The organism is Paenibacillus lautus NBRC 15380, assembly GCF_004000945.1.
Taxonomy (GTDB): Bacteria; Bacillota; Bacilli; order Paenibacillales; family Paenibacillaceae; genus Paenibacillus_AQ; species Paenibacillus_AQ lautus.
Genome location: NZ_BIMF01000012.1, coordinates 13926 through 34849, shown reverse-complemented (window position 1 = coordinate 34849; position 20924 = coordinate 13926). Strand labels below are relative to the sequence as shown.

General features: G+C 53.0%; 18 protein-coding genes and 1 pseudogene. 10 read left to right on the top strand and 9 right to left on the bottom strand.

Going from position 1 to position 20924, the window contains the following annotated elements; genetic code table 11:
• Position 1: 1 nt before the first annotated feature.
• Positions 2-2266 carry an ATP-binding cassette domain-containing protein gene (locus PLA01S_RS19980; RefSeq protein WP_371860438.1) on the bottom strand — a complete coding sequence of 755 codons (2265 nt, stop codon included), beginning with the start codon at positions 2264-2266 and terminating at the stop codon, positions 2-4.
• Positions 2267-2368: 102 nt separating this feature from the next.
• Between PLA01S_RS19980 and PLA01S_RS19975 the strand changes: the two genes are divergently transcribed.
• The 3 genes from PLA01S_RS19975 (at position 2369) to PLA01S_RS19965 (ending at position 5622) form a co-directional block, all read left to right on the top strand.
• A complete protein-coding gene (locus tag PLA01S_RS19975; protein WP_127593715.1) occupies positions 2369-3313 on the top strand; it encodes a helix-turn-helix transcriptional regulator in 945 nt (314 codons plus the stop codon).
• Between the two features lie 249 nt (positions 3314-3562).
• Positions 3563-4237 (top strand): response regulator transcription factor, encoded by a 675-nt coding sequence (locus tag PLA01S_RS19970; protein ID WP_127593714.1) that lies wholly within the window; start codon positions 3563-3565, stop codon positions 4235-4237.
• The gene (locus PLA01S_RS19965; protein WP_127593713.1) at positions 4234-5622 is read left to right on the top strand and encodes a sensor histidine kinase; all 1389 of its coding nucleotides are present in this window, start codon (positions 4234-4236) and stop codon (positions 5620-5622) included. Before PLA01S_RS19970 ends, PLA01S_RS19965 begins: the two co-directional genes overlap by 4 nt.
• A gap of 535 nt (positions 5623-6157) precedes the next feature.
• On the opposite strand, the gene PLA01S_RS32055 is transcribed toward PLA01S_RS19965, so the two are convergent.
• A complete protein-coding gene (locus PLA01S_RS32055; protein ID WP_164817475.1) occupies positions 6158-6313 on the bottom strand; it encodes a hypothetical protein in 156 nt (51 codons plus the stop codon).
• A gap of 191 nt (positions 6314-6504) precedes the next feature.
• On the opposite strand from PLA01S_RS32055, the gene PLA01S_RS19960 reads away from it, so the two are divergent.
• The 3 genes from PLA01S_RS19960 to PLA01S_RS19950 are packed head-to-tail and all read left to right on the top strand — an operon-like array spanning position 6505 to position 8874.
• On the top strand, positions 6505-7425 hold the full coding sequence (locus tag PLA01S_RS19960; protein ID WP_371860443.1) for an ABC transporter ATP-binding protein: 921 nt from the start codon (positions 6505-6507) through the stop codon (positions 7423-7425).
• On the top strand, positions 7422-8138 hold the full coding sequence (locus PLA01S_RS19955; protein ID WP_127593712.1) for an ABC transporter permease: 717 nt from the start codon (positions 7422-7424) through the stop codon (positions 8136-8138). Before PLA01S_RS19960 ends, PLA01S_RS19955 begins: the two co-directional genes overlap by 4 nt.
• Position 8139: 1 nt before the next feature.
• Positions 8140-8874, top strand: a complete 735-nt coding sequence (locus tag PLA01S_RS19950; protein WP_127593711.1) for an ABC transporter permease — start codon at positions 8140-8142, stop codon at positions 8872-8874.
• 118 nt (positions 8875-8992) lie between these two features.
• Here the strand turns inward: PLA01S_RS19950 and PLA01S_RS19945 are convergent, their stop codons facing one another.
• The 6 genes and pseudogenes from PLA01S_RS19945 to PLA01S_RS19920 form a co-directional block, all read right to left on the bottom strand.
• A complete protein-coding gene (locus PLA01S_RS19945; RefSeq protein ID WP_127593710.1) occupies positions 8993-9832 on the bottom strand; it encodes a Gfo/Idh/MocA family protein in 840 nt (279 codons plus the stop codon).
• Positions 9833-9866: 34 nt separating this feature from the next.
• Positions 9867-10946, bottom strand: coding sequence for a Gfo/Idh/MocA family protein (locus tag PLA01S_RS19940; protein ID WP_127593709.1), 1080 nt, complete (start codon positions 10944-10946; stop codon positions 9867-9869).
• Between the two features lie 150 nt (positions 10947-11096).
• Positions 11097-12050: a helix-turn-helix domain-containing protein gene (locus PLA01S_RS19935; RefSeq protein WP_127593708.1), complete on the bottom strand. Its 954-nt coding sequence runs from the start codon at positions 12048-12050 to the stop codon at positions 11097-11099.
• Positions 12051-12264: 214 nt separating this feature from the next.
• Complete coding sequence (locus tag PLA01S_RS19930; protein ID WP_127593707.1) at positions 12265-12849, bottom strand: TetR/AcrR family transcriptional regulator; 585 nt, start codon at positions 12847-12849, stop codon at positions 12265-12267.
• Positions 12850-12856: 7 nt separating this feature from the next.
• On the bottom strand, positions 12857-13255 hold the full coding sequence (locus PLA01S_RS19925) for an alpha/beta fold hydrolase (protein ID WP_246059700.1): 399 nt from the start codon (positions 13253-13255) through the stop codon (positions 12857-12859).
• Between the two features lie 247 nt (positions 13256-13502).
• A pseudogene (locus PLA01S_RS19920) lies at positions 13503-13790 on the bottom strand (alpha/beta fold hydrolase); the annotation flags it as partial.
• A gap of 227 nt (positions 13791-14017) precedes the next feature.
• Between PLA01S_RS19920 and PLA01S_RS19915 the strand changes: the two are divergent.
• The 3 genes from PLA01S_RS19915 (at position 14018) to PLA01S_RS19905 (ending at position 18308) form a co-directional block, all read left to right on the top strand.
• Positions 14018-15997, top strand: coding sequence for a peptidase U32 family protein (locus PLA01S_RS19915; protein ID WP_127593706.1), 1980 nt, complete (start codon positions 14018-14020; stop codon positions 15995-15997).
• A gap of 118 nt (positions 15998-16115) precedes the next feature.
• Positions 16116-17414 carry an aspartate aminotransferase family protein gene (locus PLA01S_RS19910; RefSeq protein ID WP_127593705.1) on the top strand — a complete coding sequence of 433 codons (1299 nt, stop codon included), beginning with the start codon at positions 16116-16118 and terminating at the stop codon, positions 17412-17414.
• An 18-nt stretch (positions 17415-17432) separates the two neighbouring features.
• Positions 17433-18308, top strand: a complete 876-nt coding sequence (locus tag PLA01S_RS19905; protein WP_127593704.1) for a UbiA-like polyprenyltransferase — start codon at positions 17433-17435, stop codon at positions 18306-18308.
• Between the two features lie 65 nt (positions 18309-18373).
• Here PLA01S_RS19905 and PLA01S_RS19900 read toward each other — a convergent pair whose 3' ends face one another.
• On the bottom strand, positions 18374-20122 hold the full coding sequence (locus PLA01S_RS19900; protein WP_127593703.1) for an alpha-glycosidase: 1749 nt from the start codon (positions 20120-20122) through the stop codon (positions 18374-18376).
• A gap of 345 nt (positions 20123-20467) precedes the next feature.
• On the opposite strand from PLA01S_RS19900, the gene PLA01S_RS19895 reads away from it, so the two are divergent.
• Positions 20468-20728: a metal-sensitive transcriptional regulator gene (locus PLA01S_RS19895; protein ID WP_012818820.1), complete on the top strand. Its 261-nt coding sequence runs from the start codon at positions 20468-20470 to the stop codon at positions 20726-20728.
• The last annotated feature ends 196 nt before the right edge of the window (positions 20729-20924 follow it).

The following is a 20924-nucleotide window of genomic DNA, read 5'->3' as shown; positions in this document are numbered from 1 at the left end:
TCTAGGGCTGAAACTGCCGTAAATATCTGGCCGTTAGGGAATGCGGGTGCTTCAGCAGATCGGCCGGTTTACCGGAGAACAGGACATTCCCGCCGTCTTGCCCCGCGCCGGGTCCCATGTCGATAATCCAATCGGCCTGGCTAATGATGTCCAGATTATGCTCGATCACAATGACCGTGCTGTTCTGACGGACAAGGCGGTTGATGATGGACATTAGCCGCTCGCAATCGGACAGATGGAGCCCGGTTGAGGGTTCGTCCAGCACGTAAATCTCACCTGAATTATCGAGCTCCGCTGCCAGTTTCACCCGCTGCCGTTCCCCTCCCGACAGCGTGCTTAAGGGCTGACCGAGCGTCAAATAACCCAGTCCAACATGCTGAATACGCTGAAGCGCGGATACGATGCCCTTTTCCGCAAAATAATCCAGCGCTTCGTCGGTGGTCATGGCGAGCACGTCGCTGATGGTTTTACCGCGAAGTTGATAGCGCAGAACGTCATCATGAAAGCGGCGGCCCCGGCAGGCTTCGCAAACGGTGACCAGGCTGTCCATAAAAGCCAGATCCATCGTAATCGTGCCGGAGCCGTTACACACCGGACAAGCCCCCTTGGCATTAAAGCTGAAAAGGGATGGACTTACCTGATTCTCGTCGGCGAACAGCTTGCGGATGGCATCAAAAATGCCCGTAAACGTCGCGATATTGGAGCGGTTGGACGCCTGAATCATGTCCTGGTTAATAATGTTGGCCTCCGGATAAACGTTTGGCAGCACCTGGTTAATGAGCGTGCTTTTACCTGAGCCGGCAACGCCTGTTACCACCGTGAGCACTCCGGCCGGAATGCTCACGGACACCTGCTTCAGATTGTGAAGGGAGGCGTCTTTGATGTGCAGCCATCCGGCCGGCTCCCGGACCGCGGACTTTAACCGGGCGCGTTGACTGAGATATTTTCCTGTCAGGGTGTTGGCGTGCCGCAACCCTTCCGGGTCTCCCTCATATACAATCGTACCGCCAGCGGTGCCGGCTCGCGGCCCCATATCGACAATATGATCCGCAATCCGGATGACGTCGGGATCATGCTCCACGATGATAACCGTGTTTCCCTTATCCCGAAGCTGTCGCAGCAGGCGGTTCATGTTATGCACATCGTGCGGATGCAGGCCGATGCTGGGCTCGTCAAAAATATACGTCAAATCCGTCAAGCTGCTCCCCAGCTGGCGCACCATTTTGATGCGCTGGGACTCGCCGCCGGACAGGGTCGAGGTTTCCCGGTCCATCGTCAGGTAGCCGATCCCGACCATAAGCAGCTGCTCCAGCCGAGTTATGCAGGTTTCCACGATGGTTGCTGCCGCCGGCTCCCGGATTGTCTGCAAAAAGGCGATCAGCTCATTGACCTGCATCCGTGCACAGTCGGCGATGGAGGTTCCGTTGATTTTGCAGGATAACACCTCTTGATTCAGTCTTCCGCCGTGGCATAACGGGCAGGCGGTCTCGGCCACCACTTGATCGATGGCTTCCATATAAGTCCTCGCATCCCGTGAATCCTTGCTCAGGAATGTCCGCTCGAATCGGGGGATAATGCCTTCATAATACGAGGTGGGCGGCCATTCCTCCGTCGGGTTCGGTGGTTTAAAGCCGGTTTTGTACAGCAGCGTGTCCCATTCTTCCTCGCTGTAATCCTTCAGTTTCTTATCATTGTCAAACAGGCCTGTGGCAACATAACGCTTCCAGCGGAACTCCCCCGGGCGGAATGTCGGGAACCGGATGGGGCCTTCGTTCAGCGATTTCTCCTTGTCGATCAAGTTCTCGATCCGAAAGCTGTTCACTTTGCCCAGTCCCTCGCAATGAGGGCACATGCCTTGCGGGTTGTTAAAGGAAAATACATCCGAATATCCGACAAAGGGCCGGCCTATCCGGGAGAATAACAAGCGCAGCAAGGAATGGATATCGGTGATGGTTCCTACGGTTGAACGGGCATTGCCGCCGATTCTTTTCTGATTGACTACGATCGCGACCGACAGGTTCTCAACCGAATCGACCTCCGGCTGCCCGTAATGCGGGAGACGATGACGGATAAAGCTGGAATACGTCTCATTCAGCTGACGCTGGGATTCCGCGGCAATCGTATCAAAGACCATGGCGGATTTGCCGGAACCGGACACACCGGTGAATACCGTGATTTGTTTTTTGGGAATAGACAGGCTTACGTTACGCAGGTTTTTGTTTCGGGCACCGTTTACCTTGATGGCCTGTTCCATGTGGTTGCTCATCATGAGGGCTCCTTTCTTGTATCGTTTTGACCTTGACACAGCAATAGCATATCTTATAAACATGACAATTATTGTCTAGTTATTGTGTGTAAGGAGGGTATTATGTCAAAAGCGAAGCAGCTTATGGATGTCATTATGTATGTCAATGCCAAAAGGAGCTTTACCGCTCAGGAAGTGGCCGATGAGTTCGGCGTTTCCGTTCGCACGGCGCACCGGTATTTAACCGAGATCAGCGATATGGGCGTTCCTTTATATACCGAGCAAGGGCGGCATGGGGGATACCGTACGTTAAAGAGTCGCGTTCTTCCGCCGATCCTGTTCGATGAAGATGAAGTGTTTGCCATATTTTTTGCCTTCCAAGCCTTGAAGCGTTATACCTCGTTACCGTTTGAGCTGAATATCGGCTCTGCCTCACGTAAGCTGCTGGCCGGATTTCCGGAGGATACCAAAAGGATGATCAGCCGTCTGGAATCGGTGCTGACATTCTGGAGTCCAAGCAGAACGGCAGGCTCCCCCTATCTAAAAGACGTCATTGAAGCCGCTCTTCATCAGCGGGCTGTACGGATCAGCTATCGTTCCAAATCGGGCACGAGCGACCGGGAAGTGCTGCCGATCGGCGTTTATGCCCAGGATGGTTTATGGTATATGCCCGCCGTGGAGCACGAGAAAGAGGGGGTGCGCCTGTTCCGCATGGACCGGATGGAATCCTTAGCCCTAACCGATAACATCTGTGTGGCGGACATTAGCATGCAAGAATGGCTTGAGGACTATCCCATTCGGGAGCCTGTTCGATTATACGCCGAGCTGACTAGGGAAGGGGCAAGACAGTGCGAGAGCATTCCGTGGCTGGAGGACGAGGTGGCCATGCAAGATGAGCACCGGGGCATTGTGGATACCGTCGTCGATCGCAATGATTTTGAATATGTCGCTCAGGTCTTCCTGCGTCTGGGTATGGAGGCGAAAGTCATTGAACCTCCGGAGATCGCTGATATGCTGAGGGAGAAGGCAAGGCAGCTGAGCCTGCATTACGGAGTATTGGATACATAGGGTGCCCGGATCACGTAAGGGCCGTAAGACAAAGTGGCGTGGAGTGCATGGAGTTAGATTCAGAGAAGGGCGATGGAGGATCAGGGCAGGTTACGAATCAGATGCCTGCACGCTTGGTATCCCATGATACAATGACAAATGATGGAACCATGTATAGCTAAATAGATACGGGAGTTTTTTTGTCTTAAAGGATCTAGGGAACCCCTTCTCAGGGGAGATGAATATTAGCACGAGAAAGGAAGATGGATCATGAGCGCATGCATTCTATATATCGAGGACGACCGGGAGATCGGCGGATGGGTCAGTGAGTTTCTCAAGGACAAGGGGTATGAGGTGCGGTGGCTGCTGAGCGGAGAGAAGGCCGTGGAGGAAGCGGCTCCGTGTGCGGTCGTTGTTCTGGACGTCATGCTCCCGGGGCTTGACGGTTTTACGGTCGGGCAGCGTCTCAAAAAGGCCTATCCCGGACTGCCTATCCTGATGCTGTCGGCCCGAACCTCCATTGACGATAAGCTGCAGGGGCTCGAGTTTGCCGATGATTACTTGACAAAGCCTTTCCATCCGGACGAGCTGGCTGCCCGTCTGGAGGTGCTTCTGCGCCGGTCTGTCGTGAAGTCCGCGGAGCCCATGAGAGTAAAGCACTTATCCGTATATGAAGCCGAGAATCGGATCGTGAACGAAGATACCGGCGAGGAGACGCTGCTCACAGGCAAGCAGCATCAAATCTTTATGTACTTGCTCCAGCACCAGGGGCGTGTCATGACCAAGGAGCAAATCTACGAATCGGTTTGGGGAGAGTCTTATATCGAAGGAGACAAGACGCTCATGGTCCACATCCGGTACCTTCGGGAGAAGCTCGAGCGGGATCCTGCCACCCCGGAGATTATTGAGACCGTTCGCGGGCTTGGTTACCGGGTGAGAGCATGAGATGGAAAAGGAAGCAGGGAAGGTTCCGCAATTCGCTGACCAACCGGTATTTGCTGTTAATTTCGATGGCCATGATCTTCATGCCGATCATGTTTCCGTTAGCATCGATTTTCTACTGGGTCGTGAACGATACGTTCTCGGATCGGCCGCCGGCCCCTGTCGGGAAGTATACCAGCGGTGCCGCGTTAGAGAAAATGTGGCACGAGAAAGCAGCCGGATTAAGCGGAGCTTCGCCGGAAGCCATTGAACAGAAGCTGAATTCAATACGGCAGGAGTATCCGGAAATCTCCATGTTCTGGGTGGATGGAGGCAATGAGACCAGGCTGCAGCTGCCGGTGCAGCCTAACGTTCCGGAGGTATGGAGCGCGCTCTACACCGTGCAATTTATGAAAAGCTCCCTGGATGGCGATCCGTTCACCTCCGTGGCTTTTATTGGAGGAGAGGGATCGGGAGAAGGATTCATGGTCATGCAGCTGCCAAGAAAATACCTCAATGTCCAGCAGCCTATTGCGAGCGAAACGGCCCTGTACGGTCTGTTTATGGCCTCGATGTCGGGACTGTTCATTCTGGTCTCCTGGCTGTTCTTCGTGCGCATCCGCAAGCGGCTGCTGCGACTTCGCTTCGCCATGACGTCACCTCATACGGTGACGGGCATACCGCAGCCGGTTACGTTGACCAAGCATGACGAGATTGGACAGCTGGAAGAGGGCTATAACGATATGGTCATCCAATTAGTGGAGGGGCAGCGCCGCCAGCGCGAGGAAGAAGAGCTGCGCAAGTCACTGATCGCCAATCTGTCCCATGATCTCAGAACCCCCCTGACGGTGATTCGAAGCCATATTTTCTCCATGGAGCGGGAGTCGCTGAGCGAGAAGGGGAAAGAATCGTTGTCCCTCATCGAATCGAAAATCGCGGATTTAAGCGGCCTGATCGACAACTTGTTGTCCTACAACTTGCTCACCAGCGGCAGGGTTCAGCTGAGCATGGAGCCGACCGACGTTCTGCGAATCGTCAAGGAAAGCGCAGCGGCCTGGTATCCCGTATGGGAGAAGGCGGGGATCGAGCCCGATATCCAGGTGCGTGACGAGCCGCTGAGCTGGAACGTGGACGTGCTGTGGTTCCGAAGGCTCCTTGATAATCTGTTCCAAAATGTCGTCCGCCACGCCCAATCCGGGCAGTACATCGGAATTCATACCGAGGAGAGAGAAGGGCTTGAGGGCATGCTTGTCATTTCGGATTACGGACCAGGAATCGAAAGCGACTCCGGCAACAAAGGCACAGGCATCGGCCTGGCCATCGTGGAGCACCTGACAAGGGAAATGGGACTTGGATGCCATGTGGAGAGCTCGGATGAGGGGACGAGGATCCGCATCTGGAAGCGGTGAGTAAACAAGCACTGGCTATCAAGCATTCTATCTAGGATGGTGAGGGCTAGGTCGAATATATAAAAAGAGGAGCCGGCATGATTGCCGGTTCCTCTTTTTTGCTGTCAATAACAGAAAAAGACGTCTTATAAGGTGTCTTCGTACGTACCATTGCTTTTCGCTCGAGTTTCACGAGCTCGTCAGTGAACTGGGTTCATAAGCAAGGCAGGCTACAGCGGCTAGACTAAGAGAGAGATCCGTTCTGATATCCAAATGAACGAGAACATTTATATTCATGGTTAACCACGCTCCAATCGTAACGGTGAATCGATCGATGAGAGAGAAGAGTGATCGGCATGCCATCATCAGCGTCAGGTAGCCCCCCTGTACGGACGCAATAAGCGTTTCGGCAAAGTTATTATATCATATTCGGACACTTGTTAAAACGGTGGATAGGTGCAATCGATGCGATTTCTCTAGCTTAGCCAGTCGACAGAAGCAAATGCAAATGCAGGCTTTTTCATGCGTATTAGCTTATGTGAAGAAACCTCTTGAACTAATGCAAATGCACCAGCGGAGGGGACGGAATCGTTGCTGGAGAAGCGAAGCGTTCGCCTTTAAAACCGGGAAACCACCGCTGGGCAAATTCCAAGTTTTCCGGTTTTAACAGCGATCGGAAGAACGATCCGGCACCGGAGCGACTTTGCTGCACGTTATCACTCCTAGCTGCATGATGCCGCACATATCAGCACAAGGCTAACAGCGACCCAGATCTGTAAAACTCCCTCGATGATCAATACGTTTCGAAGAGACTTCGATAGCCGCATAGCTTTTTTAAAGTAAATTTAAACTTGGGGTCGACCGGCATTTAACCTTGGACATGTAGGATGTATACCTGAGGTGATGAACGTGACGGAACTCGTCATTCAAACGAAAGGCTTATATAAAATATACAAAAAACGCGCAGCAGTCGTGGATTTGAACCTGGAGATCGCCCGCGGCGATATTTACGGCTTCCTGGGACCGAACGGTGCCGGGAAAACAACCACCATCCGCATGCTGCTTGGACTCATTCAACCAACGCGTGGCGCGATTCATTTGTTCGGCAAGGATTTGAAGAGTGAAAAAATGGACATTTTGCGCCGGACCGGATCGCTCGTGGAGTACCCATCTTATTACGGCCACTTGACGGCCGTAGAGAATCTGGAAGCGATTCGCCGGATTACCGGCGGGCCGAAGTCCCGCATCGCGGAAGTGCTGGAGATTGTCTCCTTGACGAAGGAAGCCAAGCGCCCGGTCAAGGGCTACTCACTTGGGATGAAGCAGCGTCTAGGCATTGCAGCCGCCCTGCTGAACAATCCGGAGCTGCTCATTCTGGACGAGCCGACCAACGGCCTGGATCCGTCCGGGATACATGAAATCCGGGAGCTGATCAAGAATATGCCGCGCCAATACGGCATTACCGTGCTGGTATCCAGTCACCTGCTGGGCGAGGTCGAGCAGATGGCGGACAAAGTCGGTATTATCCGTGAAGGAAGGATGGTGTTCCAGGATACGATTGACAATCTGGTATCCACGGCTTCCAGCGGTTTCCGCTTATCGGTATCCGAGCCGGAGGCAGCGCTCGGATTAGCGCTGGACCTGGGCTGTGAAGGGGTTCTTCGTAATCAGATGCTGGAACTGGAGAGCATGCAGGATGCCAAGATCGCGCTGCTCGTGAAGCGCCTAGTGGAGAACCAGCATGCGGTATACCGGGTGGAAGAGCAGCGGAGGTCGCTCGAGGATATCTTCATGCAGATCGTAGGGGAGGGAAGCCGGGTATGATGTTCCGTGCGCTTTCCGCCGATTGGCTGAAAATCCGGGGCAAAGGCATCTGGTTTCTCGCTGCGCTCGGTCCCATCGGACTGGCAGCAATGCAAGGGCTGAACTTCGGACTTCGCTATGATTACCTGATGAAATCCTACGCGGCCGATCCCTGGGGCGGGCTGCTGGAGAACGTGCTGTTCTTCGTGCCCATTGCCCTTTTTCTCGGGATTACGCTGGTCTGCTCGCTGATGGCCAACGTGGAGCATCAGCTGAGCTCATGGAAACAGCTTCTGGCATTGCCTATTTCCAGAACGGCGGTATTTAGTGCCAAGTTCCTGCAGGCCTTCCTGATTCTCTGCGTATCCTGTCTCCTTCTGTCGATCAGTACCGCCGTGCTTGGCATCATACTGGGGATGGACGCAGATCAAATGCCGTATCTGGATCTGCTGCGCATCGGTTTTGTGCAATTATTTGCTGCGCTTCCCATGCTGGCCTTTCAGCTGTGGATGTCATTGACGCTCAAGAACCAGGGAATCGCGGTTGGAATCGGGATTACCGCCTCCGTTGTATCGATGTTTGCCATGCAATTCCCTGATTGGATGCCGTTAAAGTGGCCGCTGCTGGCTTACATGGGGCCGGGAGAAGCCAAGGTCATCGGAGCGGGCTTGCTGCTGGGTGCAGTGATAACGTGCGCGGGCCTGATTCATTTTAACCGAAAGGATGTGGATTAAGATGACATCCTATATAAGAGCGGTGTCTGCCGAGTGGCTTAAGCTGTCCAAATCCAAATTGTGGCCGCAGATTTTCCTGTGCGCAATCCTGGTCATGATGCTGGGCATATTGAATGGGAAGCCTGAGGAGCTTGCGCCATGGGAGTATCTGATCAGCATTATGATCATTCTGCATGCGATGCTGCTGCTCCCGATTCTAACAGGCATCTTTAGTGCCATGGTGTGCCGGTATGAGCATTCGGGCGGGGGATGGAAGCAGCTGCTTGTCCTGCCGGTTTCACGCGGCGCCGTCTATTTTGCGAAGTTCTCGGTGGTGGCCATGCTGCTTGCCGTGGTGCAGTTACTGTTCATGGGAGCCGTGCTGGGAGCCGGTTTGATCCACAAGGTGGATGCTCCGATTCCGTGGGAAATGCTGCTGCGCTGCGTGCTTGGTGGCTGGATTGCCTGCTTGCCGCTGGCCGCCCTGCAGCTTGGAGTCTCCACGGCATGGAGCAGCTTTGCCGCTCCGCTGGCATTGAACGTTGTCTTTACCATACCGAACATGCTGGTGGCCAACTCGCAGACGTATGCTCCATACTATCCGTGGACACAGCCGTTTCTTGCGATGATGCCCGTGGGTCAAGCCGATTTCGGCGCCTTCAACCTGCCGTTTCAGAGTCTCATGACCGTGGTGGTGGGCGGGTTTCTACTATTCTTTCTCGCGGGCTTCGTCTATTTTCAGCGGAAAGAAGTGTAACCTTCAGAACTGAATTTCCGGCTTGCTTGGTTTCATGAAAAAGAGCTGCCCCTGGCCTTTACGGCCTGTTGGAGCAGCTCTTTTTTATATTCCTATGTGTAACGAACCCTTGGTTTCGCTATTGAGGCAATTCTACCCACACATAAGGGGTATTCGCCGCCTTTAATCCGTACTCGATAATCGTGATGACAGCAATGGTTTCCGCCGAGTTGACGGCAGGCTCGCCCGTTTCGAAGAAATTCACCAGATTCTCAATGAACAGGGCGAAGAAATTCGAATTCGCGGTGACCTGCTTGAAGCCCCCGTCGCCATTCTTAATGCCCAAGGTAAATGGACAATTATCGCCAAGATGATTCACGGTGGCTTGCCGTCCGTCCCCGAAATCGATCAGCAGGGCAGGGGAGTCAGGCGTTCCGATAAACATCACCCGCTTCGGGCTGGCTCCCATCAGACTAACGATCGGCTCGATCTGATGGATCGAGTAATTGGCGAAGGCACCCGGTCCCCAGCTGCTGATCGTTTGGATATCACTTCGGTCCAGCTCCGTGTATTCGCTGGCAAAACGCAGGGCGGACGTCGAATACATCGGCGTTCCGTGCTTTGCCGCCAGGTCGAACAGGCGGGTGGCCGTTTCGCGGTCAGGCGCGAACGTTTTATCGATATAAGTCGGCTTGCCCGATTGCAGCGGCAGCTGGGACAGCTCCTCATGGAATTCCGGGTTATCCGGCGACAGCACGATCAGGTAATCGCTGCGCTCCACCACCTCTTCGATCGTGGACAGCAGCTCAATGCCATGCTCCTTGCTCCAGGCAGCGTTAGTGAGCCCGTTCTCTTTGTCTCTTTTGCCGTAGGCGTACACGACCTTCATGGCATTTTCCGATGCCTGCTCAATCCACCCGGGATATTTATTCGCATGGAATTGGTCCAGATGCAGGTCGATGAATCCGATTTTTTTCATGATAAAAGGGCCTCCCTGGCGTTCGAACTATAAGTTAACGGTTCTGGGCAACAGGCTGCAGCGAAACCTCCGCACCTTGATCGGACGAGTCGTAAATCGCCTGGATGATCTGGGAGGAGAGGATGACCGTATCGATATGCGAAGGCTGCTTCTCCCCGGTTTGAATGCAGCGGATGAACCCGTCGATTTCATTCTGGAACATGCTGCCGAGATTGAATTTCGGCGTGGTTTCGATCAATGCGCCGTCTTCCGTGGTGTAGAAGGTGAAGTCAGCACCGTATTTCAGCCGGATGCCGCCTTTGTCGCCGAGGAAGTCGATGAACATCTCTTCGGCGCCGATATTTTGCGCCCATGCGCCGTTCAGGGAAATGGTCGGGCCTTCCGTGCGGACGAGAGCCGTGACAAAATCGTCGACGTCATACGTGCCGTCATATTTCGGCGGACCTGCCCACATCTTGAGGAAGGTGTAATTCTCCATGTCTTTACCCAGCTTGCAGTAGGCCTGGCCGGAGACGGTCTTCGGCTTCGGATCGCCCGTACAGTACATCACCACATCGAGGAAGTGGACGCCCCAATCGATCAGCGCGCCGCCGCCGGCAATGGCTTTAGTCGTGAAGGCGCCGCCGAGACCCGGGATCGAGCGGTGGGAACGGAAGCTGGCATATACATGATACAGCTCGCCGAGATCGCCGTTTTGGATCATTTTTCTGATTCTGTTTACGCTTTCATTGTAACGGTTGACCACCCCGATATTGAGCGTCTTGCCCGTCTCGTGCTGAACCTTCTGCATTTCCAGCGCTTCCGCGTAGGTGCGGGCTGCCGGCTTTTCGCATAATACATGCTTTCCTGCCCGCAAGCAATCGATGGCGATGGAAGCATGGACGTCATTCGGCGTACAGATCGATACCGCGTCGACCTCAGGGTCGTTCAGGATCTGGTTGTAATCTTCGATGGCTTGGCCGCATTCGTATTTGGCGACGGCGGCATCGGCCCGATCCTTCACGATATCGCAGAAATATTTGATCTCAGCGTCTTCGTTGGCCATGTAGGCCGGAATATGGGCGCTGTTCGCAATCGTGCCGCAGCCAATCACGGCAATTGTAATTTTGTTCATCGGTTCTCCTCCAAAATCGTGGATTGATGATGCAGTGATGACATGAGCCTGTCAGTTGATTCTTCGTTATTGCTTGCCCCGAGTATAGCATGTGAGCGATCGCTTCGATTTCACTATCGTGTTTATTTATTGGATTATCGTACCGAGGCGCTAGTCTACGGTTTTAAAAGCGTTCTTTTTATAGTAAGCAGGGGTCGTTCCCGTGTATTTCTTGAAAATACGACAGAAGTAGGGGAGCTCGTTAAACCCGACCTTGAAGCACACATCGGTTACCGTGAGTTCAGGCTCCGTGAGCAGCCGCATGGCCATCCGTATGCGGTAGTTAGCCAAGTACTGGCTGAAGGTCCGACCTGTAACCTCCTTGAATCGGCGGCAAAAATTAGTCCGGGACATCATTGTCCGTGCACACAGATCCTCCAGCCACAGGGGCTGGTCATAATGGTCATGAATATACTGAACCGATTCCAGGATGGGCTCCCGGTACTGGTACTGGTCGCTGCCTCCAGTTCTTGATGGAAGCTTGCGTTGGTCGGCATGCTCGCGGTTCACGATTGCCAGCAGCTTCAGCAGATTGGCTTTTAGCAGAATATCGAAGAATGGCCCCCGGCTTCCGTATTCGGCCAGCATTTCGGCCAAGAGCTCCTTTACGGCGAGGTCGCTGCCTCCGGTCAAGGTGATTTTGAGCGGGACGCGGTCTTCGGTCGTAATAAAAGGCTTGATGAAGGAAAGGTCGAACAGCTGCGGCTCGGCCGGCATTCCCTCCAATCGTTCGTTAATGAAGGCCGGCATGAATTCGCACCCCAGCACCTCCATTTCTTTCCCGGGGATCATCTCCACGCGATGGACGCTATAAGGAGGGAGCACGAATATATTGCCCTGGATCATTCGGTATTTTTGACCATAGAGCGTATGGATGAATTCGCCTTTGCTGACATACCAGATTTGAAGATAGTCGTGCATATGATCGGATAAACTCCCGAACTTTTCGGTAATGCGGTACATTTTGCAGGGCAGGCCGTTCGCCATCTCCAGCTCCGACGTAAAGTAGGCGATTCCTCTTCGGGTGCACTCGGCGATATCCGGTTCCAGCCAGTGAATAGCCATCGTTCATTTCCTCCTCACGCTCGTGTCGATCCTGTTATTAACAGCATAACTGATTAAGGACATGAAGGAAGAGAAAAAGTTGAAAAAGTTAATCGAATTCCGCGTTCAAGGAGAGGAACGATATCATAAGGAGATTTAATTGGAGGGAGTCAGTATGTGCAGCAAAGAGCCGAGGAGTCCTGATAAATACAGGTAAAACCTCGGCTCTTTTTCGTTACGGGCAAAACTCCTTCAGCATCTGCTCCTTCACTTCTTCAATGGGGAAGTGCTGGGGATAAGTGGATATCATCAGCATGATGCCCTGCAGGGTAGAAGAAAAATACAAGGAGCGTTTGTGCGGCTCGGGAACTCCGAGGTCTTCGAATATGCGGCATTGAATCTCAAACTGTCGTGCAGCCTCTTCCACAAGACGCTTGCTGTAGGGAAATAACTCTTGATCCGCTTCGGGCTGGGTTTGAAGATGCAAGTAAAAACGGAATACTTCCGGCTGCCGATACACGTTGTCGATGGCTTGCTCCAGAATGAATTTCAGCTGATCTGCAGGTGCTTGGAGTGAAGCGGCATTCTCTATGACTTCGGCCACGCCTGCGATTCGCTCATCGACCATGGCGGCCAGCAGTCCTTCCTTGCCTGAAAAGTAGTTATAGAGCAGCCCTTTGGATATTCCGGCTTGCTTGGCTACATCGCTAATGGAAGTGGCGTGGTAGCCCTGATGGATAAACAAATTCATGGCGGCTTCTAAAATTTTGTCTTTCGCCATCTGGCGTATGCGTTCATTTTCGCTGGGTGTACGTGGCATGAAATCTTCATTCCTTCACGAATGGGGTGATAAGGCGGGATAACTCCTCCGGATGCGTTAATGTGACCATGTGATCCGCTCCCGCGATGGTGGTAAAGTGAACGTTCGGAACTCTCCGAAATTGTTCCCCTACCTGATGGTTATCGGGCAGTTCATGATCTCCTATGATAAAGAGCGTGTTGGCCGAGATATCCTGTAATCGCTCCATCGCCGGCGGCTCCGGCCAAACCGAGTCAAAGGTAGACCAGGTAAATGTCCGCTCAAAATGGTGACGAAGCATGTGGATCATGAGCTCCCGCTCGGCTCGGTTCCTTGTAATTTCATAAGAAGGCGGCTCTATGCACAGCTCGATCATTTTCTCGATGTCAGGGGCAGCAGCGCTTACCCGGAGCATATAAGCTTGCATTTCCTCAGAATAAGGAAAACCGGACAGGGCTGGTGCAATGACAATCAGTTCCGATACTCTTTCAGAGGTTGTTCAAAAAGTCCGCTTTTGATCACGAAGCGAATCAGGAAGCAGCTCGGCATCGAATCTTGAATTCAGCCGGGCCTTCCGGTGCTCACGTACCCAAAACGTACGCTCCGCTCCTCAGTCCCTAGTTTCATCCAACCTTCTCGGTGCTGAAAACCGACCTTTTTGAACACGCATTTTCAGGATAATGGATTGCGAACTCCGTGGCAATCCGGCCGCCCATAGAATGTCCAATAACCGCAGCTTGCGAAATATTCAGATGATCAAGAAGAGACAACAGATCTTCAACATAGTTTGGCGGCTGAACGGGAGAGGGAGAGCGTCCGGCTCCGCGGCCATCAAAGGCTATCACGTAAAAGTTCTCAGATAAGAGAGGAACAAGATAGCTCCAATCCCGCATATCGGCTCCACCGCTGTGAACAAGGACAACAGGCTTACCACTACCGTGCACTTCATAATGCAAATCCAATAGAATACCCTCCAATCGATAATCGATTTCCAATGATTGCAGCCCTTGATAAGCTTTATTTTATTATTGGATGAACGTTTGGTCAATGCAAAACAGGAACGGTTGTTGAAATGCTATCGGCATTGGAATCTTACTGTAAATACCACTGTGAATTAATTCACTAATGTTATTTGTGAATTATGTTACAATCGAAAAAAATAAACTTGGCGGATGAGGAGGAACGGACGATGGCTCGTTATTTTAACGGTAAAGAAGTGGAACTACTGGCTCCTGCCGGAACATTCGAGATATTCAAAACCGTCATTGACGCAAACTGCGATGCCGTATATTTCGGGGGACCATCCTTGAACATGCGCATGATGCGCAAGGGCTATAACTTAAGTTATGAGGAAGTCAGAGAAGCCGTCCAATTGGCCCATGAGCGCGGTAAACGTGCCTACATTACAGTGAACAACCTGATGAATGAAGAGGACCTGGAGGAAGCGAAGCGTTATTTCGCCTTTTTGAACGAGATTGGTCCGGATGCCATTATCGCGCAGGATCTGGCCGTGTTTCCTCTGATTCAAGAGATGAACTATACGAATATACCGGTTCACTCCTCGGTCATGATGAACGTGCACAATCTGGAGATGATTGAAGCCGTCAAAGCATTGGGCGTTTCCCGTGTCGTGGCCTCGCGGGAGATGGACTTGAAGACAGCGGAGGTGCTCCAGGCTAGGAGCGGAATGGAGTTCGAGTACTTCGTGCACGGCGATATGTGCACCGTTCACGGCGCTAACTGCCTGTACAGCTCCATGCTGTTCGGCAACAGCTCCAACCGGGGGCGATGCATGAAACCTTGCCGCTGGGATTATCGGGTGAAAAAAGACGGCTACCTCTATCCTACCGAGTACCCGCTTGCGGCGAAAGATATGTATATGTACGAGTTTATTCCGGAGCTGATCAAGTCCGGCATTACCAGCTTCAAAATTGAAGGACGCATGAGAGACATCGAATTTTTGCTGATGATCGTTAACTCTTACGGGGATGCCATCGATCGTTACATTGCGGATCCGCTGGGCTATAACCGCGAGGACGGGGCGGATACGCTGCATAAAAACCGGAAGCGCGATTTCACGACAGCTTATGCCTTTGGCAAGCCGGGACTGGAGTTCATCAATCGCCGTTATGAAGGAACAGGCAAGTTTTACAGTACGGGGAAGGTGTTCAGCACGCCTACCGCGGAACGCGAGATGAAGGAGGAACGGGTGCTCCAGGTGAAGGAATCGCTTCTTCATGCGAAACGGGAGCAGCCGGGCACGTCGATTCCGCAAATTACGGTGCATGTCAACACGGTGGAGCAGGCCCGTGCGGCATTAGAAGAAGGGGCGGATGTCATCTACCTGACCGGCGACGTGTTCCAGCCGGATCGTCCGTTTGGACGTGAAGATATCGAAGCCTTGACGGCGGATAAAGGAAACGCGCAGATCATCCTTGGCATGCCCCGCATGATGAATGAGCTTCAGATGGAGCAGTATCATCAGTTCCTCAGGGCAGGCAAGGAGTATAACCATTATGGCCTGGACGGCCTGCTTGCGACCAACATCGGTGCCATGCACAAGTTCCAATCCCTAGGGCTGCCGCTGATTGCCGATTTCAGCCTGAACATATACAACTATATGGCGGCCTCGTTTTATAAGGACCATTTTGGCATATCCCGAATCAATCCGTCCCTTGAGCTTCAGCTCCATGATTTGACGAAATTGCTGCGTCATCCGGAGATTCCCGTCGAGGTCATCGTTCACGGATCGCCCATCGTCATGTATCTGGAGCATGATTTATACGCCAATGCCGCAGAGTTCGAGCCCATAGCGGAAGAGGACAACCGGTTCGTGGATAACCGTCATCTCGTGCTGATTACGGATAAAGGGGAGAACCCCGTATACCGGGATGCCGCAGGGCGTAACCACTTGGCGCTGGCGAAGGAGCTGTGCTGCATGCCGTTCTTGAAGGAGCTGCACGAAGCGGGCGTGAATCACTTCCGCATTGAAGGGAAGACGTATACGACGGAGCAGCTTCGCGGCCTGGTGCGGACATATCGTCAAGCTGCGCTGAACCTGGATGCATGCGGCAGGCTGTATCAAGGGATGGCACCCGTTTACGCCGGGTTCACGCTCGGTTCGCTCCAATTTGGCCATTCCCTGGAACTGGAGCTGACTGAAGTATAAGATCCGCTTTGAGACGGAGTATCAAGATGAACCCGATGTGAGGTGCCATTTTCCTTGGTCTATTTTCATGAAACAGAACATGGGAGAAACGAAAATAATTCAAAAGAGGTGAATATCCATGACGCATGCAGAACTGACGTATATCGGTCCGGAAGCCATCGTGGCAAAGCGTCGGGAGTACGGTTACCCTTGCACAGCCAATTTCTATAAAGAACCGCCCCAGATCGTCAGCGGCAAGATGCATAAGCTTTACGGCCATGATGGCAAAGCGTATGTCGACTTCTTCACGGGGGTGTCGGTTGTCGCCTGCGGTCACTGCAATGAAGCGATTACGGCAAGAACGATCGAACAGCTGCAGACGCTGCAGCATACGTCAACCATTTACCTTACCCAGCCGATGGCAGATCTGGCGGAGCGGTTGGCAAACGGCATTTTGCCTGGCATCCTAAAGCGAACGTTCTTTGTGAACAGCGGCTCCGAAGCGAATGAAGGCGCGCTGCTTGTCGCACGTCTGCACACAAAACGCCGCAATTTTCTGGCGCTGGAATACGGCCTTCATGGTCGGACCTTCCTGACCATGAATGTGACCGGCATCCCGATGTGGCGTACGGATGATTTCCTGGACCAGGAGGTGACTACGTTTATTCCGCGTCCCTATGATCCTGCCATGGATCAAGATGCTGCCGCTCGCCGCTCCCTGGATGCCTTGGCGAGTGTGCTCGCTGAGAAGGGAGACACCTTCGCCGCGATGATCGTGGAGCCGATCCAAGGCAACGGGGGAATGATCGTGCCGCCGGATTGGTATTTCCGTGAGCTGAAGGCGATGCTGGAGCGGTACGGCATCCTTCTGATTGCCGATGAAATCCAGACAGGCTGCGGCCGCACGGGACGCATGTTCGCGATCGAGCATTACGGCATTGTACCGGACATTCTTACCATGGCGAAGGCACTAGGCAATGGCGTGCCCATCGGTGCTTTCTCCACGACGGATGCGATTGCCGCCAGTCTAAACCGACCATCCGCCTCCACTTTCGGCGGCAACCCGGTGTCATCCGCTACGGCGCTTGCCGTATTGGATTACATCGAGCAGGAAGGCTTGGTCGAACGTTCTCTGCGTGTCGGCGGGCAGCTCATCGAAGGATTGAGGGAGCTGCAGGGCCGATACAGGCTTATCGCCGATGTCCGAGGCAAGGGTTTTATGGCCGGGGCCGAAATCCGTGGAGCGACCGACGAGGAAAGCGCTGCATGGACGGATATCATTCTGGAGCGCATGAAGGAAGAAGGATTCATCATCGGCAAAAATGGCATCGGCCGAAACGTGCTGGCTTTCCAGCCGGCCATGATGATTCCGGAGGAAGATATTGAAGCGATGCTCCGCGCCTTGGATAAGGTGCTGGCAGGGTTATCCCAAACGTAAACGAATGAGGTTGGATCCATGCAGATGATTTATAAAGTCGTTCATAAGACCAAAATGTTCGGAGAACTGGTGATGTTCTCCCACACGCTGTTCTCGCTGCCCTTTGCGATCATTTCCATGATTTGGGCCGCGGGCGGCGTGCCGTCATGGCATGTCATGCTGTGGTCGTTGATTGCGCTGGTTGCCGCGCGCAATGGGGCCAATGCCTTCAACCGCATCGCCGATTTGAAGTTCGATGCTGCGAACCCGCGAACCGCAAATCGCCATATGCCGAGAAAGCTCCTGCTGCCTCGCGAAGTATACGTATTTGTGGTCGTTAACTTTGCCATCTTTATTCTCGCGGCAGGGATGCTGAACCGGCTCTGCTTGTGGCTCTCACCGGCAGCGATTATACTGATCTGCTCGTACTCGTACACCAAGCGCTTCACCTGGCTGTGCCACCTGTACCTGGGCTTCACGATTGCTTCGGCTCCGATCGGGGCATGGTTTGCCGTAACGGGGCAATTTGCCTTCATTCCGTTTATCATCGGTACCGTCGTGATGCTGTGGATTGCTGGATTTGATATCATTTACGCCACGCAGGATATCGAATTCGATCGCAGCACCGGCTTATGGAGCATTCCCCGCGCGTTTGGGTTAGAGGGCGGACTGCTCATTTCCAGAACGCTGCACGGAATTATGGTCATCCTGCTGGTTTCCCTTTACTTTATCCAAGGCTTGGGCTGGCTCTACTTGACGGGGATTGCCGTCTCGGTGATACTGCTTGCCGTGGAGCATCGCATCATCAAGCCTTCGAGCCGCAGGCGGATGCATCTCGCATCGTACAACCTGAATCAGGTGATTAGTTTGACGATTCTGCTGTTTACTTTGGCGGATCAGTTTTTGCTCGGATAAAAAAACTCCCTTCGACTGCCGGCCCGCATACACGGGCCATATGGCATTCAAAGGGAGTTTATTGTTTATTGCCCGGCTTTCAAGATCGCAAAGCCGTAAGCAGGCAGCTTCACGGTCAGCTGGCCGTGCTTCGCGCTAAGGCTCTCGCCGTTCCACAGGTTCGTCCACTGGCTGTCCAGCACAGGGAGGGTCATCGTGTTGCCTGCCTTGTCGTTGTTGACGGCAATGAGGATCGTTTCATTGTCGTCCTCGCGCAGGTAAGCGATCTTGCCGCCGTTCTTCTCGGCCTTCAAAAATTTGAAGGTTCCCGTGCGAAGAGCGGAATGCTCTTTGCGGAGCTTAATGAGCGTTTGGTAGAAATGGAACAGGTCCTTGTCATGCTTGGACTCATCCCATTCCATGCATTTGCGGCAGCCCGGATCGTGCCCGCCATCCATGCCGATTTCGTCGCCATAATAGATGCAAGGCGTACCGAAATACGTGAACTGGAACATTGCCGCGAGTTTCATCAGGCGCTTGTCGCCGTTCGCCTGCGTTAACAGTCTTGCGGTGTCATGGCTGTCCAGCAGATTGAACATCACTTCGCTGGCTTGTCTTGGGTAACCGGCAAGCTGTTTGCCGAGCATGAAGGAGAATTTCTCGGCATCGGCGGTACGGTTGATGAAGAAATCCAGTACGGCATTCGTGAACGGGTAGTTCATGACGGCGTCAAACTGGTCGCCTTCCAGCCAGATGGAGGATTCATGCCACACTTCGCCAAGGATATAAGCATCCGGGTTGGCTTTTTTCACCACTTGGCGGAATTCGCGCCAGAAGCTGTGCCCCACCTCGTTGGCTACATCCAGGCGCCAGCCGTCAATGCCCGTTTCCTTGATCCAGTACTCGGCGGCCTTGAGCAGATAAGCCCGTACTTCCGGATTCTCCGTGTTCAGCTTCGGCATCAGCGGCTCGAATGCAAAGGTATCGTAAGTCGGAATGCCATCCACCACTTCCAGCGGCAGGGAGCGAACGTAGAACCAATCCTTATATTTGGAGTTCAAACCGTTCTTCTGCACGTCAACAAACGGCGCAAACGTTCTGCCGGAATGATTGAAGACCGCATCCAGCAAGACGCGGATTCCGCGCGCATGGCACAGATCGACCAGTTTCTTCAGCGTGTCCTTGTCGCCGAATTGCGGATCGATTTCCATATAGTCTTCGGTATCGTATTTATGGTTTGTCGTTGCCGTGAACAGCGGCGTGAAATAAATCGCGTTGACGCCGAGCTCACTTAGATGATCGAGATGGTCGATAACCCCCTGAAGGTCACCGCCGAAGAAGTTCTTCGGCGTCGGTTCGGCACTGCCCCAAGGCAAGGCGCCTTCCGGGTCATTGCTTGTGTCCCCATTCGCGAAGCGTTCCGGGAAGATTTGATAGAAGATCGCGTCTTTGACCCATGCAGGCGGGTGGAACACGTCATCCGGATTGATGAACGGGTATTCGAACAGGCGGTCCGGATTGGCCGGCGGCTCCGTCAGGAAATCATATTCGGTCATCCAGCGTTTCTCGTCGCCCTGCTGGAGAAGGAAGCCGTATTTCAAGCGGCGATAGGGAGGGGTTGCCTCGCACTCCCAATAATCGAACATTTCATCCGAGGACAGCTTGGTCATCGGAATATATTCCATCGTTTGATCCCACAGGTACTTGTCGCCTGCAAGGGCGTACACTTCGGTAAGGTCGTCTTTTTTAGTGCGGATTCTGAGGTGGATGGTCGTGCCGTTATAAGCATAGGACCAGTTTTTGCGCGGACGGTGATAGATGGCTTCCAAGAACATCGATAATTCCTCCTTAAGTAGTAAAATTAAAAAAAGGCACAGCCAGGACTATGAATAGCCGAGGTTGTACCTTTGTAAGATAACATTGCCTTTAAATTATGAGGTTTGGATCTGGGTGACTATGATTTCATTCGTTATTTAAAAATATACCATGGGCTCTTAGCGTATACAAGTCCTATATCGAAGTCGCTGATCCTGTGCGGCAACGAGGCAGCAGGGTGCGGATTTTCAAGCGGGATTCTGCCGGGCGGGGCAGGTCGTAAGGAAATAGCGGGCGTTTGTTGTATAATATAGGGACAAGGACAAGCCTGACAGTGCAGATACGTAGTATAGGAGGACAGTCACATGCAATACGACGATCAGATGAAAAACCGGATCAAGCGGATTGAAGGACAGCTTCGCGGCATCCTGAAAATGATGGAGGAGAACAAGGACTGCAGGGAGGTCATCACGCAATTATCCGCTTCGCGTACGGCAATCGACCGGACTATTGGCGTTGTCGTCAGCTCCAATCTGGTGGATTGTGTACGGAAGGCCGAAGCGAATGGTGAGGATACGGAGAAGCTTGTGCAGGATGCCGTTAATTTGCTCGTAAAGAGCAGATGAAGGTTAGGATAGCAGGCAGGGTAAAAATCCTGAATGAACCAATCCCCTCAGGTATTCAACCCATGGCGGAAGCACTTGGACTTTGAGTGGAACTTCTGGAATTGAAAATGCATCCAAAAGTGAAGGATGCTGGTCGTTAACGTGTCTGGCGTTCGGGCTAGGAAATTTGTAAACGGACAAAATGGGTAAAGATAAA